The organism is Primorskyibacter flagellatus (assembly GCF_014638275.1).
GTDB classification, from domain to species: Bacteria; Pseudomonadota; Alphaproteobacteria; order Rhodobacterales; family Rhodobacteraceae; genus Pseudooceanicola; species Pseudooceanicola flagellatus_A.
In genome coordinates this window covers 2,728,336-2,744,158 of sequence record NZ_BMFJ01000001.1, presented here as the reverse complement: position 1 = coordinate 2,744,158, position 15,823 = coordinate 2,728,336, and the positions used below count along the sequence as shown (strand labels likewise).

At 68.3% G+C, this 15,823-nt stretch carries 17 protein-coding genes; 10 read left to right on the top strand and 7 right to left on the bottom strand.

Translation table 11 applies throughout. The features are described 5' to 3' along the window. Position 1 precedes the first annotated feature (1 nt). Both IEV87_RS13565 and IEV87_RS13560 read right to left on the bottom strand, forming a co-directional pair. Positions 2-946, bottom strand: a complete 945-nt coding sequence (locus IEV87_RS13565; RefSeq protein WP_188478190.1) for an iron chelate uptake ABC transporter family permease subunit — start codon at positions 944-946, stop codon at positions 2-4. Continuing rightward, on the bottom strand, positions 947-1,855 hold the full coding sequence (locus tag IEV87_RS13560; protein WP_229737569.1) for a siderophore ABC transporter substrate-binding protein: 909 nt from the start codon (positions 1,853-1,855) through the stop codon (positions 947-949). Between the two features lie 126 nt (positions 1,856-1,981). Here IEV87_RS13560 and IEV87_RS13555 point away from each other — a divergent pair, with 126 nt between their 5' ends. Further along, positions 1,982-2,266: a DUF2218 domain-containing protein gene (locus IEV87_RS13555; protein WP_188478189.1), complete on the top strand. Its 285-nt coding sequence runs from the start codon at positions 1,982-1,984 to the stop codon at positions 2,264-2,266. Next, on the top strand, positions 2,263-2,421 hold the full coding sequence (gene hemP / locus IEV87_RS13550; protein ID WP_229737638.1) for a hemin uptake protein HemP: 159 nt from the start codon (positions 2,263-2,265) through the stop codon (positions 2,419-2,421). Before IEV87_RS13555 ends, hemP begins: the two co-directional genes overlap by 4 nt. 18 nt (positions 2,422-2,439) lie before the next feature. On the opposite strand, the gene IEV87_RS13545 is transcribed toward hemP, so the two are convergent. Next, positions 2,440-4,425 carry a polysaccharide biosynthesis protein gene (locus IEV87_RS13545; protein WP_188478187.1) on the bottom strand — a complete coding sequence of 662 codons (1,986 nt, stop codon included), beginning with the start codon at positions 4,423-4,425 and terminating at the stop codon, positions 2,440-2,442. A gap of 211 nt (positions 4,426-4,636) precedes the next feature. Between IEV87_RS13545 and serB the strand changes: the two genes are divergently transcribed. The 7 genes from serB to IEV87_RS13510 all read left to right on the top strand — a co-directional run bounded on the left by serB (position 4,637) and on the right by IEV87_RS13510 (position 10,497). Next, entirely contained in the window at positions 4,637-5,515 is an 879-nt protein-coding gene (gene serB / locus IEV87_RS13540) for a phosphoserine phosphatase SerB (protein ID WP_188478186.1), read from the top strand. Between the two features lie 38 nt (positions 5,516-5,553). Continuing rightward, on the top strand, positions 5,554-5,886 hold the full coding sequence (locus tag IEV87_RS13535) for an ArsR/SmtB family transcription factor (protein WP_188478185.1): 333 nt from the start codon (positions 5,554-5,556) through the stop codon (positions 5,884-5,886). Continuing rightward, positions 5,883-6,362, top strand: coding sequence for an SRPBCC family protein (locus IEV87_RS13530; protein ID WP_188478184.1), 480 nt, complete (start codon positions 5,883-5,885; stop codon positions 6,360-6,362). Before IEV87_RS13535 ends, IEV87_RS13530 begins: the two co-directional genes overlap by 4 nt. Positions 6,363-6,396: 34 nt before the next feature. Beyond that, complete coding sequence (locus IEV87_RS13525; protein WP_188478183.1) at positions 6,397-6,714, top strand: hypothetical protein; 318 nt, start codon at positions 6,397-6,399, stop codon at positions 6,712-6,714. 140 nt (positions 6,715-6,854) lie between these two features. Next, positions 6,855-7,940, top strand: coding sequence for a transglutaminase-like domain-containing protein (locus tag IEV87_RS13520; protein WP_188478182.1), 1,086 nt, complete (start codon positions 6,855-6,857; stop codon positions 7,938-7,940). Positions 7,941-8,048: 108 nt separating this feature from the next. Next, a complete protein-coding gene (locus tag IEV87_RS13515; protein WP_229737563.1) occupies positions 8,049-9,821 on the top strand; it encodes a SulP family inorganic anion transporter in 1,773 nt (590 codons plus the stop codon). A 19-nt stretch (positions 9,822-9,840) separates the two neighbouring features. Beyond that, positions 9,841-10,497: a 2-dehydro-3-deoxygalactonokinase gene (locus IEV87_RS13510; protein ID WP_188478181.1), complete on the top strand. Its 657-nt coding sequence runs from the start codon at positions 9,841-9,843 to the stop codon at positions 10,495-10,497. Here IEV87_RS13510 and IEV87_RS13505 read toward each other — a convergent pair. From IEV87_RS13505 to IEV87_RS13490, 4 genes are read right to left on the bottom strand one after another with little or no spacing between them, the layout of a single operon-like run. Further along, entirely contained in the window at positions 10,485-11,396 is a 912-nt protein-coding gene (locus IEV87_RS13505; protein ID WP_188478180.1) for a metal ABC transporter permease, read from the bottom strand. The genes IEV87_RS13510 and IEV87_RS13505 overlap by 13 nt on opposite strands. Beyond that, on the bottom strand, positions 11,393-12,577 hold the full coding sequence (locus IEV87_RS13500; RefSeq protein ID WP_188478179.1) for a metal ABC transporter permease: 1,185 nt from the start codon (positions 12,575-12,577) through the stop codon (positions 11,393-11,395). Before IEV87_RS13500 ends, IEV87_RS13505 begins: the two co-directional genes overlap by 4 nt. A gap of 10 nt (positions 12,578-12,587) precedes the next feature. Then, positions 12,588-13,403: a metal ABC transporter ATP-binding protein gene (locus IEV87_RS13495; protein ID WP_188478178.1), complete on the bottom strand. Its 816-nt coding sequence runs from the start codon at positions 13,401-13,403 to the stop codon at positions 12,588-12,590. Beyond that, positions 13,403-14,362 carry a metal ABC transporter solute-binding protein, Zn/Mn family gene (locus tag IEV87_RS13490; protein ID WP_188478177.1) on the bottom strand — a complete coding sequence of 320 codons (960 nt, stop codon included), beginning with the start codon at positions 14,360-14,362 and terminating at the stop codon, positions 13,403-13,405. Before IEV87_RS13490 ends, IEV87_RS13495 begins: the two co-directional genes overlap by 1 nt. 441 nt (positions 14,363-14,803) lie before the next feature. On the opposite strand from IEV87_RS13490, the gene deoC reads away from it, so the two are divergent. Continuing rightward, entirely contained in the window at positions 14,804-15,793 is a 990-nt protein-coding gene (deoC, locus tag IEV87_RS13485; protein WP_188478176.1) for a deoxyribose-phosphate aldolase, read from the top strand. Positions 15,794-15,823: the final 30 nt, after the last annotated feature.

Here is a 15,823-nt window from a genome sequence, read left to right as displayed (position 1 = left end):
GTCAGACACGTGCCGTCCCCCGGTTCAGCAGGACGACGAACGCCGCCGCGCCGATCACCGTGATCATGGTGGCGGCCGGCACTTCGTAGGGCGCGCGCACCACCCGGCCCAGAAGGTCCGCCGCCAGCACCAGCCCAGCTCCGGCCAGCGCGGTCAGGGGAAGCGCGCGGCGCAGGTTGTCCCCGGCCAGCCGCGCGGTGAGGTTCGGCACGACAAGCCCGACGAAGGGCAGCGACCCGATGGTCACCACCACCATCGCCGTCACCACCGACACCGCCGCCACCGCCGCCGCCGTCACCAGACCGACGTTGAGGCCAAGCGCCCGCGCCGCATCCTCGCCCAGGGTCAGCAGGGTCAGCCGGTCCGCGATCAGATAGGTCAGGGCAGAGGCCCCGGCCGCGATCCACAGCAGTTCATAGCGCCCCCGCAGCACGCCCGACAGTTCTCCGGTCAGCCAGGTGCCGAGCAGCTGCATCAGGTCGCCCTGCCAGGCGATGAAGGTGACGACCCCGCCGATCACTCCGCCGTAGACCAGCGCCACCAGCGGTACCAGCAGCGGCTGCGACGGAGGCAGGGGACGGATCAGCGCCATCAGGCCAAGGCTGCCCGCCAGCGCAGCGACCGAGGCCGCAGCCATCTTCGCCCCGATCGACGCGCCCGGCAGCAGCAGCAGGCAGATCAGCAGGCCAAGCGCGGCGCTCTGCCCGGCCCCGGCGGTCATCGGCTCCACGAAACGGTTGCGGGCCAGAACCTGCATCACCTGCCCCGACACGGCCAGCCCGGCCCCCGCCAGCACGGCCGCAAGGGTCCGGGGCAGCCGGCTTTCGAACAGCAGCGCCCGCCCCTCGGCCGTGGTGAGCAGGCCCTGCGCAGACATGTCCGCCGCCCCGATGAGCAGCGAGGCGACGATCAGCAGCGCGAGAAGCCCGAGGCCCGCCAGCCGCATTCACATCGCCCCGAGCGCGGCCGCGATTTCATCCAGCGTCCGGATCAGGGACATGACGCCGCCGGTGGCGATATAAAGCTCCGCCGGGGAGAGGTAGATGATCCGCCCCGCCTGCGCCGCCTTGGTACCCTGCACCAGCGGCGTGTCGAGCGTGGCGGCAGCCGCCTGCGTCCCGTCGGCAATCGCCGCGCCACGGTCGACGACCAGCAGCGTGTCGGGGTTGGCCTCCGCGATATATTCGAAGGACACCGCCTCCCCGTGCCGGCTGTCGGTGATGCCGTCGACCGCGGGGCGGAAGCCGACCTCCGTGTGCAGCCAGCCGAACCGGCTCTCCGGACCGAAGACCGACAGTTTCGGCCCGTTGGTCATCAGGATCAGCGCCGTACCGCCCTGCGACCCGACCATCGCGCGCACCTCGGCCAGCCGCGTTTCCAGCGTCTCCGCGATTTCGGTCGCACGCTCTTCGAGCCCCAGCATCGTGCCATAGGCCGCCAGCCGCGCCAGCCCGTCGCGATAGGCGTCAACGCCGACACTCATGTCCGCAACCGGCGCGATCCGGCCCAGCCCGTCCGCCATCGCCGCCGCGCGCGGGCCGACGACGATCAGGTCGGGGGCGAGGGCGGCAATCGCCTCCATGTCCGGCTCGAAGAAGGACCCGACCGGCGCGGCCTGTTCTGCCACCGCGTCGAGATAGGGCACGTAGAGCGGGACGGAGACACCGACAGGCGTGACGCCAAGCGCCGCGAGCGTGTCCACCGCCGCGACATCCAGCGCCACGATCCGGTCCGGCACCGCCTCCAGCGTCACCGAACCCTGCGCCCCGTCAAAAATGACCGGATCGGCGAATCCGGTCATTGGGTCAGCAAGGCCAAGCGCGGCGGCGAAACAGAGCAGTCTGGTCAGGGTCATGCGGAACCTCGGATCGGGAAGGGGGCCGGCTTGGAAATCCCCGCCGGCTGTTCCGTCGACCTCTAGACCCTTGCCAAATCTGGGTCAATTAAATACCTTACTAAAAGAATCAGAAAGGACGCGCCGATGTTGTCAGCTTCGACACGATTCGAAACCCCGAACGCCTCGCGTTATCTTCAGGCCCTCTGCAAGCATTTCGGCCACAAGGTTGCGGTCAGCTATGACGAAACCTCGGGCCGCGCCGATCTGCCGCCGGGACCTGCGAAAATGCAGGCCGACGCCGCTGCGCTGACGGTCGAGGTCACCGGTCCGGACGACGCAGGACTGGCCCGCGCCAAGTTCATCGTCGAAGACCACCTGCTGCGGTTCGCCTTCCGCGAAAAGCCGGAGGCGCTGACATGGACGGCATGATGCGCCAGACCCGGCAACAGCCCGCGAACGACCATGTCCCCCTGCATCAGGCGCGCGACCTGACCGGGGACGGCAACAAGGCGGAAATCGACCTGGAGGGGCAGGTCTACACCCTGCGCATCACCCGCGCGGGCAAGCTGATCCTGACCAAGTAAGTCTTGTCGAAGCGCTCCTCAGGAGCGCTTCTTGCCCTGCGCCATCTCCACGACCCGCAGAGGCTTCGGATCGACCGGCAGCACGGCTGCGCGGCGTTCGGCCCACATCAGGTCGGCGATGACATCGCCGTTCGGCGCATAGGCCAGCGGCGCCTCGAGGAAGATGTTGCGGATTGCCTGCACGTCGAACGCCTTGCAGGCCCCCGCCAGCCGGTCGAGCAGCCCGTTCAGCCTGTCGAATGGCAGGAACACCTCGGAAGCCGTCATGATCCGCGGGTGATCCGTGCCCGAGGAGTTGTCGCCGATCAGCAGTTCCTCGTAGAGCTTCTCGCCCTTGCGCAGGCCGGTGATGCAGATCGCGATGTCGCCGCGCGTCTTGTCGACCTCTTCCATGCTGTCGACCACGTAGGGCGTCAGCCCGTGTAGCCGGATCATCGACAGGGCGAGGTCGAGAATCTTGATCGGTTCCCCCATGTCCAGCACGAAGACGTCGCCGCCCTTGCCCATGGCCCCGGCCTGGATCACCAGCTGCGCGGCCTCGGGGATGGTCATGAAATAGCGGTTGATCTCGCGATGAGTCACCGTCACGGGCCCGCCCTGGTCGATCTGCGCCTGGAACTTCGGAATCACCGATCCGGAAGACCCCAGCACATTGCCGAAACGCACCATGGAAAACGCGGTGCGGTCCTGGTCGGCCGCCAGCGCCTGGCAGATCAGCTCTGCCATCCGCTTGGATGCGCCCATGAAATTCGTCGGCCGCACGGCCTTGTCGGTTGAGATCAGGATGAACTGCTCCACCCCCGTCTCGATCGCCAGCCGCGCGAGGTTCAGCGTCCCGAAGACATTGTTGCGCACGCCCTCGACGACGTTCTCCTCGACCAGCGGAACGTGCTTGTAGGCGGCGGCGTGATAGACTGTCTGCACCTCGAAAGAGCGGAGGACCGCGCGCGTCCGCTCCGGGTTCTGCACTGACCCCAGCACCGGAAAGATGTCGATCTTCATGCCCGTCCGCGCCGCGATCTCCCGCAGGTCGGCTTCAACCGAATAGAGGGCAAACTCCGACAGCTCGTAAAGCACCAGCGCCTTCGGGGCATATTCGATCAACTGCCGGCACAGTTCGCTGCCGATGGACCCGCCCGCGCCGGTGACCAGCACGACCTTGCCCGAGATGTTGCGCCGCATCAGCTCCGGCCGCGGCGGCACCGGGTCGCGACCCAGCAGGTCCTCCGGCGTGACCGTCCGGATGTCGGAGAATTTGGCCTTGCCGTTGACGATGTCCTCGACCCCCGGGATCGTCTTGATCTCGATCTTGTGTGGCGACAGGGCCTGCACGATTTCCCGCCGCCGCGCGCGGGAGGCCGAGGGCAGCGCCAGCAGGATCGCCCGCGCCCCGGTCCGCACGATCAGGTTCGGCACCTTGTCCGACGCATAGATCCGGAACCCGGCGATGGAGGTCTGATGCAGCCGCTCGTCATCGTCGACAAAGGCGACCGGGCGGTAATCCTTGGAATGCGTCAGCGCATTGACCAGCTGCCGCCCCGCGTCCCCCGCGCCATAGACGATCACCGGCTTGCGCGAACTCTTCATGCTGCGCCGGAACACGCTGCGCACGATGAACCGCGACCCGCCGACGGTGAACAGCAGCAGGATCGCGTAGATCCCCGGTACCGACCGCGGCACGCTGACGTCGAACATCGCGCTCGCCGCCGCCAGCGTTATGGAGGACACGACCACCCCGATCGCCACCGCGCCAAGCGCCTCTGACGTGATGTAGCGCACGATGGCCCGGTACAGCCCGAGCCGCACGAAGCTGACGATGGTGACGGGGAAGACAACCAGCATGGGCAGCCAGATCGTCGCATCCTCGGTGAAATAGAACCCGTCCAGGCGCAGAGCCATGGCCATGAAAAAGCAGAGAGAGATAAACAGGCAGTCCGACAGGATCTGGACGAAGATCTTGTTGTGCCGCGACAGATCACTGATCCGGTGTAGCAGGGACATCATTTACTAAGTCACTTCAATTACGGCGCCGCGACAGCTCAATTGAATCGTTAGACCATGCGTTCCTATTTCACAACGACAAGGTTGTTAACGGGCCCGACCGGCGAAATTCCCCGCAAAGGCATCGGCATAGGCGGGGTCCGACGGCTCTGGCCAACCCCGGCAAGGGCGGTCATAACCGCAGCCGAAAGACACGCTCCGACCGGGAAACGCCATGCAGATCGTCACCCTGACCGCCCCCGCCCTCGACCAGGTCACCGCAGAATCCCTGCGCAATGCCTGGGGTGGCGGCCCCCTGCGCTGGCTGGCCCGGGGCGTGGCGGCAGAGTTCCCGCTGCCGGCCCGCCCCGGCAATTTTCGCGAGGTCTGGGCGGATCTTCAGCAGATGCGGACCGATCTCAATATCCAGCCGGCAGAGCGGCGGCAGAAGAAGATGCTGCTCGCCGACATGGATTCGACCATGATCCGGCAGGAGTGCATCGATGAACTGGCCGAAGAGGCCGGCGTCGGCGCCCGCGTCAAGGACATCACCGCCCGCGCCATGAACGGCGAGCTCGACTTCGAGGGTGCGCTGACCGAACGTGTCGCCTTGCTGAAGGGACTGCCCGAAACGGTGATCGACAGTGTCATCGCCAATCGCATCACCCTGATGCCCGGCGGTCCCGAACTGATCGCGACGATGAAAGCGAACGGGGCCTACTGCGCGCTTGTCTCCGGCGGCTTCACCGCCTTCACCGCGCGCATCGCCGCCACGCTCGGCTTTGACGAGAACCGTGCCAACACCCTGCTTGCCGCCGGTGGCAGCCTGACCGGAGAGGTCGCCCGCCCCATCCTCGGCCGGGAAGCCAAGGTGCAGGCGCTGGAGGAGATCACGGCAAGGCTAAACATCGCCGAAAGCGACGTGATCGCGGTTGGCGACGGGGCCAACGACCTCGGCATGCTGGGCCGCGCCGGGGCAGGGGTCGCGCTGCACGCCAAGCCGGCGGTCGCCGCCCAGTGCGACATCCGCATCAACCACGGCGACCTGACGGCGCTGCTTTATCTGCAGGGCTATGCGCAAGATGACTTCGCCACGGCACCGACTCATATTTAACGGTTGCGTTAAATAACGAATCGCGCCAGTCTGTGCCCATGACACAGCTGACCCGAACCTTTGCCGCCCTGGCTGACGACACCCGCCTGGACCTGGTGGAAAAGCTCCTCCGCCGGGGTGAACTTCCCGCCGGAACCCTGGCGGCAGAGGCCACGATTTCCGCCCCCGCGATCTCCCGCCACCTCAAGGTTCTGCGCGAGGCCGGAGTGATCCGCCAGCGGGTCGAAGGCACACACCGCTACTATTCCGCCAACGCCGATGCCCTGCGCGCGGTGAACGGCTGGACCATGGACCACCGCGCCTTCTGGGCCTCCAGCCTCGACCGGCTGGACACGCTGCTGGCGCTCGACCCGGAGGGAGAGGAAGAATGAAGGACGCCGAAACCGCCGACGTGGACTTCACCCGGCACTACAATGTCAGCCTCTCCCGGCTCTGGCGCGCAGTGACCGAACCGGTACAGCTGATCCAGTGGTTCGGACCCGAGGGCGTCTACCTCGACTCCTGCGACATGGACCTGCGCCGTCCGGGCCCGTGGTCCTGCACCATGATCGGCAAGGGCAGCGGCGACACCTACCACGTCTCGGGCCAGATCACCCATGTCTCTCCGCCCGAACAGGGCAGGGGCTCCGTCGGTTTCACCTGGGCCTGGCGCGACCCGGAAGGCAGGCGCGGCCCCGAAAGCCACGTCACCTTTACGGTCGAGGAAACCGCCGAGGGCGCCCGCCTCACCCTGTCGCATCGCGATCTGGCCGACGTGGAGGCCGCGCAGAGCCATACCCGTGGCTGGCTCTCCTCTCTCCGCAAGCTCGACTTCTTCCTCAACCCCGATGCGTCGCTTCAGGAATGATGCGCCGCGCCACAGGCTCCGAAAGGACGGACCCATGCCCAAGTTCCTCTACGTCTACCACGCCGATGCCCCGATCGACATGTCGCCCGAAGACGCCGCCGTTGCGATCGAACAGTGGGGCAAGTGGATGCAAAGCCTCGGCCCCGCGCTGATCGAACCCGGCGAACCCGTCGGCCTGTCGAAGCTGGTGAAACGCGACGGCGTCACCGACACCGTTCCGAACGCCGCCTTCGGCTGGTCCGTGGTCGAAGCCGCCAGCATCGAGCAGGCCTGCGACATGGCAAAGGGAAATCCCATGGTCGAGGGCGGCGGCGCCGTCGAGGTGGCCGAAATCATGCCGATGCCCATGTGACGCCCCCCTCTTTGGTCTGCTGAAATATCCTGGGGGAACGCCGCACGGCGCGGCCGGGGGGAGCGCCCCCGGTCCTGCCCTTGCAGGTTCCCCCGCGGCTCGGGTATCGCGGGGCGAACGCAACGCAGGACCCGGATAGAATGACCCTCGACAGACGCACGTTCCTGGCCGCCGGTACGGCCGCCGCCTTCCTCGGACAGCCGCTTCTCGCCGCCTACAACCCCCGCCCGCAGGGGTGGCGACGTTTTGAACTGACCGTTCACGTCGACCTTCCCCGCGGCGGCAAGCCCGCGCAGCTCTGGGTTCCCGTACCCGCCCACGCCGATGCCGACTGGTCCGTCCCCGGCGACGCGACCTGGACCACCACTGCCGACAGCGCCGAACTTGTGACCGACGTGAACACCGGCGCCCGTTTCGTGCACGCCCGGTGGAGCGCGGGCGACACCCCCGCCACGCTCGACCTCTTCACAGATGTCCGCACGCAGAGCCGCGCGGTCGACCTGACCGCCCCCGGCACCGCGACCCTGAGCGCTGAGGAGCGTGCCGCCCACACCGCCTCGACCCGGCTGATCCCGACCGACGGCATCGTGCGCGACACCGCCGAAATCATTACCGCCGGCATGTCCGGCGATCTCGAAAAGGCCCGCGCGATCTACGACTGGGTGGTCGACAGCACCGAACGCAATCCCGAGACCCGCGGCTGTGGCCTGGGCGACGTGGCCACGATGCTGCACTCCGGCGACCTGACCGGCAAATGCGCCGATCTGAACGCGCTGTTTGTCGGACTGGCGCGGGCGGCGGGGCTTCCGGCGCGCGACCTCTACGGCCTGCGCGTCGCGCCCTCTGCCTTCGGCTACAAGAGCCTCGGCGCAGGGTCGGAGGTGGTCACCAAGGCGCAGCACTGCCGGGCGGAGGTCTTCGTCGACGGCTTCGGCTGGGTCCCCGCCGATCCGGCCGATGTCCGCAAGGTCGTGCTGGAGGAACCTCCGAAGACCCTCACCCTTGCCGATCCCGCGGTTCAGGACGTTCGCGCGGCGCTCTTCGGCGCGGCAGAGGGCAACTGGATCGCCCTCAATACTGCCCATGACGTGACCCTCCCGGGGGCAGAGGACGGCCCGGTGCCCTTCCTGATGTATCCGCAGGCCGAAATCGGTGGCGTGCGGCAGGACGAACTGGCGCCGGACAGCTTTGCCTACACGATCACGGCGCGGGAAATCGCCGGCTGAACAGGGTACTGATGCCGGGTTCGGATACGGGCGGTCCCGGGGCTTGCAAAACACATTCATAATATACTATGTGTAGGGCAGCCCCGAGTCCGCCCAAGGTCGTTCCCCGTGTCGTCGCCCCTGCCCACCCCCCGGTCAAAGCGCCAGTTCTCGACGGACCGCCTCCGGCGGCATGTCCCGATCCTCGACTGGTCGCGCCGCTATGACCGGACCACGCTGACCTCGGACCTCGTGGCGGCGGTGATCGTCACGATCATGCTGATCCCGCAGTCGCTGGCCTACGCCCTGCTGGCGGGACTGCCGCCGGAGATGGGGATCTATGCCTCCATCCTGCCGCTGCTGGCCTACGCGGTCTTCGGCACATCGCGCGCGCTGGCGGTCGGCCCGGTGGCGGTGGTGTCGCTGATGACGGCGGCGGCGGCGGGCAAGATCGCGGCGCAGGGCACGCCCGAATATATCGCGGCGGCGATCACGCTGGCCTTCCTGTCGGGGGTGATGCTGCTGGCCATGGGCCTGTTCCGGCTCGGCTTTCTGGCGAACTTTCTGTCCCATCCGGTCATCGCCGGGTTCATCACTGCTTCCGGCATCCTGATCGCGACCTCGCAGGTCAAGCATATCCTCGGCATCCAGGCGGGCGGATCGAACCTGATCGGCATGATCGGCGGCATCGTGGCGCACCTTGGCGACACTCAGCTGACCACACTGGCGATCGGCGCGGCCTCTCTCGCCTTCCTTTTCTGGGTGCGCAGGGGGTTGAAGCCCCTGCTGCGTTCCGCCGGCCTTCCGCCGCGCCTCGCCGACCTGTTGGCCAAGGCCGGCCCGGTGATGGCGGTGGCGCTGTCGATACTCGCCGTCCGCGCTTTCGGCCTCGCGGACAGGGGCGTCGCGGTGGTCGGAGACGTGCCGACCGGCCTGCCGCCGCTCACCCTGCCGTCCTTCGCCCCCTCGCTCTGGAGCGACCTCTTCGTCTCCGCACTGTTGATCTCCGTCATCGGCTTTGTGGAATCCGTCTCTGTCGCCCAGACCCTTGCCGCGAAGAGACGCCAGCGCATCGTCCCGGATCAGGAGCTTGTCGGCCTCGGTGCCTCCAACATCGCGGCGGCCTTTTCGGGCGGCTACCCGGTCACCGGCGGCTTTGCCCGGTCTGTCGTGAACTTCGACGCGGGGGCGGAGACGCCCGCCGCCGGGGCCTTCACCGCCGTCGGCCTGAGCCTTGCCGCGCTGCTGCTGACCCCGCTGCTGTTCTTCCTGCCCAAGGCCGTGCTGGCCGCCACGATCATCGTCGCGGTGCTGAGCCTCGTCGACCTGTCGATCCTGCGCCGCACCTGGACCTACAATCGCGTCGACTTTGCCGCCGTCGCCGCCACCATCCTGCTGACCCTGCTCGCCGGGGTGGAAATCGGCGTGTCTGCCGGTGTCGCCCTGTCGATCCTGATGTTTCTCTACAAGACCTCCCGCCCCCACGTGGCGGAGGTCGGGCTGGTTCCCGGCACCCAGCACTTCCGCAACATCAGGCGGCATCGCGTCGAAACCGACCCCGCAGTCGTCACCATGCGGATCGACGAAAGCCTCTACTTCGCCAACGCCGCCTTCCTGCAGGACCTGATCTACGACCGTATCGTCTGCGACCAGCCGATCCGCCATGTCGTGCTCATGTGCTCTGCGGTAAACGAAATCGACATGTCCGCGCTGGAAAGCCTGGAGGCGATCAACACCCGCCTCTCGGAACTGGACATCAAGCTGCACCTGTCCGAGGTGAAGGGGCCGGTGATGGACCGGCTGAAACGGTCCCACTTCCTCGTCGAACTGAGCGGAGAGGTCTTCCTGTCCCAGTACGACGCCCATACCGCCCTGACCGCGCAGGCGCAGGCGGCGGAATAGCGCGATTGACCCGGCCCCCGTGCCCGCCTATCTCGCGGGCATGGACTGGCAGGGCAGGATCTTTGGCAGCGACCGGATCTGGGGCGCGGACGGCGCATCCCGGCTGTTCGTCGTCGGCGCGCCGGACATCGCGGCGGGGCCGGGCACCGGCAGGGTCTGTCCCGAAAGCCTGCCCGAAACCCCCTCCGGATTCCATCTGCCTGCCATGGGCGCGATTCCCGCGCCTGACCGGCTGGCGCTGATCGGGTTCCTCGCGCTCAATCCGCACTGGGACGGCGTCGCCGTGGTGGTCGGGGACAGCGCCGTCTGGGCGACCCTCTCGGCGCGCGAGATCATCCACCAGCAGGGCAGCGCAACCCCGGAGATTGCCCGTGCGCTTGGGCTGGACGACGCCGCACCCGTCGGGATGGACACCGCGCGCGACCGGCCCGAACGCCTGCCCCTGCTGCTGCACGATGCCCGCAGCGCCAGCGCGAAGATCGGCACCCTGCTCGGGGCCGAGATCGGGGCGACGCGCACGCTCTGGCTGGGGCAGCAGGCGGTGGTGATCGGGGCAGGCGCGCTGGCGAAAGCCTACGTCACCGCGCTGAGAGAGGCGCATGTGCCGGTAACGGAGACCGACCGCACCGCACTGTTCGACAAGGGGTTCGCGGCGCTCGCGGCTCAGACCCTCTGACGCCGCGGCCCGAACAGCGCCGCCGCGCCGAGGATCAGCCCCGACACCGTCGCGATCATCCCCGCCGCACTGACCGAGTCCGGATAGCCGAGCCAGAGCGGCCCATATCCCGCTAGCACGTAGCCAAGCACAGCCGAAAGCGTGGCGAAGACCGCGCTCCACCCGACCTGCACCGCCAGCCGGTCCGTCATCAGTCGGGCGGCGGCGGGGGGGCAGATGAACATGGCGATGACGATGATCGACCCGACCGCGTCGAACGCGGCCACGGCGGCAATCGCCGCGACGATCACCAGCGCGAGGCCAAGCGCCGTCACCGGAATGCCGAGGGTGCGCGCGAACCCTTCGTCGAACGTCGAAATTGCCAGCGGCCGCCAGAGGATCGCGATGAACAGCGCGACCACAGCCAGCGCCACCGCCATTCGTCCGAGTTCCGGGGGCAGCCAGACCAGCGCCTCCGGGTCGGTCAGGCTGGCCCATCCCGTCGCGTCCAGCCAGATCAGGCTTTCGAGGTTGCCATAAAGCGCATGTTCTACGTCGAGGTGGACGGAGGATGTGTCTGACTGTTCCAGCAGCAGCACGCCCCCTGCGAACATGGTGGTGAAGATCACGCCCATGGCCGCGCCCGGTTCAATCCGCCCGACCCGCTGCACAAGCTGGATCAGCGCGACGGCCAGCACGGCGGCCCCCGCAGCGCCCAGCATCATCGGCCAGGTCGTCACCGCACCAGTCAGCAGGAACCCCGCCACGATTCCCGGCAGCACGACATGGGATATCGCATCCCCGATCAGCGCCTGCCGCCGCAGCAGCAGGAAGTTTCCTGGCAGCGCGCAGGCCAGCGCTGCCAGCACGCCGATCACGATCGGAGGCAGCGACAGAGGGACGAATTCCGCGCCGCTCATGCCGTGCCCCCCGGTCCCGCCATCCGCCGGTCGAGCGCGGCGATCTGGTCGGCGGTCAGCAGCGTGTCCACCGGGGTCAGCCCGTCATAGCGCGCCGAAACCGGCGCGGCATCAGGCAGCCCGCGCAGCACGTGCCAGCGCCGTTCGTCCAGCGCCGCGCGGGCGGCGGCGCGCTGTCCCGCCTCCGTCGCCACGCCGTCGGCGCGGATCAGGCCCGACCGGCGCAGCAGGCGCTGTGTATACGCTTCGTGAATGCGGTGCCCGTGGGCGAGCGCCAGCAGCCCCTGCCTCAGGTGGACCCGGCGGCGGAAGCTGAGCTGTGCCAGCACCCCGGCCAGCACCCCGCGCGTCGGTGCCAGCAGCAGCGACACGGTGAAAATCGCCGCCGCCACCAGCACGATGATCGGCCCCGTCGGCAGGTCGGGGGCGAGGGAGGACAGGATCGCCCCCGCGCTGCCGGACACCCCGCCGATCAGCCCGGCGAGCAGCGCGACGGCCTCGCTCCTCTCGGTCCAGAACCGCGCGGCGACCGCCGGCAGGATCAGCAGTGCCACGATCAGGATCAGTCCGACGATCTTCAGCCCCACTACCGTCACCGCCAGCGCCAGTGCCATCATCGCCATGTCCACGCGCGCCGGGGACAGGCCCTGAGTTGCCGCGTATTCCGGATCGAAGCTGACCAGCGTCATCGGCCGGCGCAGCACCACGCAGGCCGCGAGCGCCAGCGCCCCGCCCGCCGCGATCACCCAGGCATCCGCGCGTAGCATCCCCGCGGTTGAGCCGAGCAGGAAGCTCTCCAGCCCCGCCTGCCGCCCCGCGCCGATGGTCTGGATCACCGTCAGCAGTACGATGCCGAAGCCGAAGAAGACGGAAAGCACCGCCCCGATCGCCGCGTCTTCGCCAAGCCGCGTGTGCCGGTTCAGCCAGTGCACGATCGCCAGCCCGGCGAGAGAGGACAGCGCCGCCCCGGTCAGCAGCCCGACCAGCGCCCGCCCCTCGCCGCCGAGTGCCACCATAACGAGGAAGGCGACCGCGACGCCGGGCAGGGTGGCATGGGAAATCGCATCGCTCATCAGCGACCGCTTGCGCAGGTACAGGAATGCCCCGGCCACCCCTGCGGCGAGGCCAAGCAGCCCGGCCCCGGTGGCCACCAGCAGCGTATTGTACCCGAGCCCTAGCATGCCGCGACAGTCACGCCGGCCGCGCCGGGAAGGCCGGGGGCACGGCGGTCTGCGCCTGCGGGAAAAGCTGGTCCAGCAGCCCCGCAGCCAGCCGCCCGCCATAGGCGCGTTGCAGCGCGTCCTGCGTGAAGGCCTGCGCCACCGCACCCTCGGCCACCGGGGACTTGTTGATGATGAAGACCCGGTCGAAATAGTCCGGCACGGTCGACAGGTCGTGATGCACGGCGAGGATCGTCTTGCCCTCTGCTTTCAGAGACTTGAGCACGTCGATGATCGCCTTCTCCGTCGCCGCGTCCACCCCCGCGAAGGGTTCGTCCAGCAGGTACAGGTCCGCCCCCTGCGCCAGGGCCCGTGCCAGGAAGACCCGTTGCTGCTGGCCACCCGAAAGCTGGCCGATCTGCCGCGTGGCGAAGTCCGCCATCCCGACCCGCGCGAGGCAGTCCAGCGCCAGCTGCCGGTGTCGCCCCGTCACCCGCCCCAGAAGGCCAAGCTGCCGGTAGAGCCCCATCTGGACCACGTCGATCACCCGGGTCGGGAAATCCCAGTCGACGGAGGCGCGCTGCGGCACATAGGCGATGCGGGCGCGCTGCGTATCGAACGGCTGGCCGAAGACCTCGACCTGCCCGGAAAGGCGCGGCACGATGCCGAGCACGGCCTTCAGCAGGGTCGACTTGCCCGCTCCGTTCGGTCCGATGATCGCGGTCATCGCGCCGGGTGCGACGGTCATGTCGGCAGAGAACACCGCCGGGGCCGCGCCATAGGACACGGTCAGCCCGCGCACGGTCAGGGGGGCGGCTTTCGCCGCTGGCGTCGGATCCGTCGTCATCACAGTCCCGCGGCCAGTTTCCCGTCCATGCCCCGCGCCGGGACCGTGCCGCCGAGCGCGCCTGCGATGGTCGTGACGTTGTGGTCGATCATGCCGGGATAAGTCCCCTCGTAGGTGCCGGGTTCCCCCATGGCGTCCGAGAAGAGCTCTCCGCCGATCCTGACCTCGTGCCCGCGCGACGCCGCGCCTTCGATCAGCGCCCGCATGTTGCGGTCTGAGACGGACGTCTCCACGAAGACCGCGCTGATCTTCCGCTCCACCAGCGTGTCAACCAGGTCGCGGATGCGGTTCAGCCCGGCCTCGGATTCGGTGGAGATACCCTGGATGCCCAGCACCTCCATCCCGTAGGCGCGACCGAAGTAGCTGAACGCGTCATGCGCCGTGACGAGAACGCGCGCCTCTTCCGGGACCGACGCGATGGCGGTGCGGGCGTAGTCGTGCAAGCGGGCGATGGTGGTCTGATAGTCCACCGTCCGGGCCTGAAAGGTCGCGGCGAGGTCCGGCCGGGCATCCTGCAGCGCGGCGGAGATCGCGGTGACCACGTCCGACCACAGCTCGGGCGCCATCCAGACGTGCGGATCGAACCGCCCCTCGTAGTCGGCGTGCGAAAGCAGACGGTCGCGGTCGAGCGTGTCGGCCACCGCCACCACAGTGTTCTTGCGGGCGAGCGCGGTGAGGAATTCCTCCATCTGCGCCTCGAGGTAGAGCCCGTGCCAGAGCGTCAGCTCCGCCCGCGTCATCGCCACGATGTCGCTGCGGGTCTGCCGGAAGCTGTGCGGATCGACCCCGGCACCCATGAGGGCATTCACGGTGCCCGCCTCCCCCAGGATGGCCGTGGCTGCATCCGCGATCATGCCGGTCGTGGCGACCACGGACAGCCCCTCTGCCGACAGGGCGGCACGGGGCAGCAACGCGGCGGCGGTGGCGGAGGCGAGCAAATGGCGGCGGGTGAGGGGCATGATCTCTCTGATTCTGGCGGTTTTCCGGTTCTTGGGGAGAAGATGCGAATGGTTCGCAAGTTTGTCAACAGAAATGAGAACGGTTCGCATCTAGGGGCGGTGATGTGCTGTGCGGCGGGGATTTCTCGGGCGGTTGCTTGCCGGGACTGACTGTGGAGGCAGAGATCCCCGGGTCGGGCAAGGGGATGACGCATCGCGGGATGGTCCACATAGGCGCGACGGGTTTCCCTCACCCCCGCGGCGGTGAGGGCAGGGTGAGGGGGACGAAGACCTGTGAGGGGGGAAGGACCCGCGAGGAGGACGAAGACACGTGAAGGGAACACAGACCGCCCTCGGCGCAACACCCCAGGCCGCCGGCCCGCGCCCCTTCCCCTGCGGCGCGCTTGCATTGCCGCGCGCGCCCGTGCCACCGTGCCGCCAGCCAACCCGAGGGAGGAGCGGATGCAGACGAAGGTGGACAGCCCGACGGCGCAGCTGCCCCAGACGGTGGAGGCGCGCAATCCCGGCATGGAGCTCGACATGGACTGGGTGATGGGCGCACAGGCCAACACCTCGGCGATCGAACGCCGCTGTGCCACCCTGCCGGGCCGCCGGTCCGTCAAGAAGGATTACCAGGCCGCCTGGCTGCTGCGCGCGATCACCCTGATCGACCTGACGACCCTGTCCGGCGACGATACGGAGGCCCGCGTCCGGCGGCTTTGCGCAAAGGCCCGCCAGCCGGTGCGCGCGGACCTGCTGGACCGGCTCGGCGTGAGCGGTCTCACCACCGGCGCGGTCTGCGTCTATCACGAGATGGTCCCGGCCGCCGTCGCCGCATTACAGGGATCGGGCATCCCGGTCGCGGCCGTTTCCACCGGCTTCCCGGCGGGCCTGTCCCCCTTTCACCTGCGGGTGGCCGAGATCGGCGAAAGCGTGAAGGCCGGGGCGGAGGAGATCGACATCGTGATCTCGCGCCGCCACGTGCTGGAGGGCAACTGGCAGACCCTGTATGACGAGATGCGCGAGTTCCGCGCCGCCTGCGGAGAGGCGCATGTGAAGGCGATCCTTGCGACCGGTGAACTCGGCACCCTGCGCAACGTCGCCCGCGCCTCTCTGGTCTGCATGATGGCCGGGGCGGATTTCATCAAGACCTCCACCGGCAAGGAGACGGTCAATGCCACCCTTCCGGTCAGCCTCGTCATGATCCGGGCGATCCGCGATTACCACGACCGCACCGGCTACCGCATCGGCTACAAGCCCGCGGGCGGGATCTCCAAGGCGAAGGACGCGCTGGTCTACCTGTCGCTGCTGAAGGAGGAACTCGGCGACCGCTGGCTCCGCCCCGACCTCTTCCGCTTCGGCGCCTCGTCGCTTCTGGGCGATATCGAGCGGCAGCTGGAACACCACGTGAGCGGCGCCTATTCCGCGGGGTGGCGCCATGCGGCGGGCTGAGGATTTGAGTATTTCGGGCAAGATGAAGGG

Excerpts from the sequence above, each read along its gene's own strand:
- hemP (WP_229737638.1), top strand. The coding sequence starts at position 2,263 with ATGATGCGCCAGACCCGGCAACAGCCCGCGAACGACCATGTCCCCCTG.
- deoC (WP_188478176.1), top strand. The coding sequence starts at position 14,804 with ATGCAGACGAAGGTGGACAGCCCGACGGCGCAGCTGCCCCAGACGGTG.
- IEV87_RS13545 (WP_188478187.1), bottom strand. The coding sequence starts at position 4,425 with ATGATGTCCCTGCTACACCGGATCAGTGATCTGTCGCGGCACAACAAG.
- IEV87_RS13555 (WP_188478189.1), top strand. The coding sequence starts at position 1,982 with ATGTTGTCAGCTTCGACACGATTCGAAACCCCGAACGCCTCGCGTTAT.
- IEV87_RS13505 (WP_188478180.1), bottom strand. The coding sequence starts at position 11,396 with ATGAGCGGCGCGGAATTCGTCCCTCTGTCGCTGCCTCCGATCGTGATC.
- IEV87_RS13500 (WP_188478179.1), bottom strand. The coding sequence starts at position 12,577 with ATGCTAGGGCTCGGGTACAATACGCTGCTGGTGGCCACCGGGGCCGGG.
- IEV87_RS13560 (WP_229737569.1), bottom strand. The coding sequence starts at position 1,855 with ATGACCCTGACCAGACTGCTCTGTTTCGCCGCCGCGCTTGGCCTTGCT.
- IEV87_RS13490 (WP_188478177.1), bottom strand. The coding sequence starts at position 14,362 with ATGCCCCTCACCCGCCGCCATTTGCTCGCCTCCGCCACCGCCGCCGCG.
- IEV87_RS13530 (WP_188478184.1), top strand. The coding sequence starts at position 5,883 with ATGAAGGACGCCGAAACCGCCGACGTGGACTTCACCCGGCACTACAAT.
- serB (WP_188478186.1), top strand. The coding sequence starts at position 4,637 with ATGCAGATCGTCACCCTGACCGCCCCCGCCCTCGACCAGGTCACCGCA.
- IEV87_RS13525 (WP_188478183.1), top strand. The coding sequence starts at position 6,397 with ATGCCCAAGTTCCTCTACGTCTACCACGCCGATGCCCCGATCGACATG.
- IEV87_RS13520 (WP_188478182.1), top strand. The coding sequence starts at position 6,855 with ATGACCCTCGACAGACGCACGTTCCTGGCCGCCGGTACGGCCGCCGCC.
- IEV87_RS13565 (WP_188478190.1), bottom strand. The coding sequence starts at position 946 with ATGCGGCTGGCGGGCCTCGGGCTTCTCGCGCTGCTGATCGTCGCCTCG.
- IEV87_RS13495 (WP_188478178.1), bottom strand. The coding sequence starts at position 13,403 with ATGACGACGGATCCGACGCCAGCGGCGAAAGCCGCCCCCCTGACCGTG.
- IEV87_RS13535 (WP_188478185.1), top strand. The coding sequence starts at position 5,554 with ATGACACAGCTGACCCGAACCTTTGCCGCCCTGGCTGACGACACCCGC.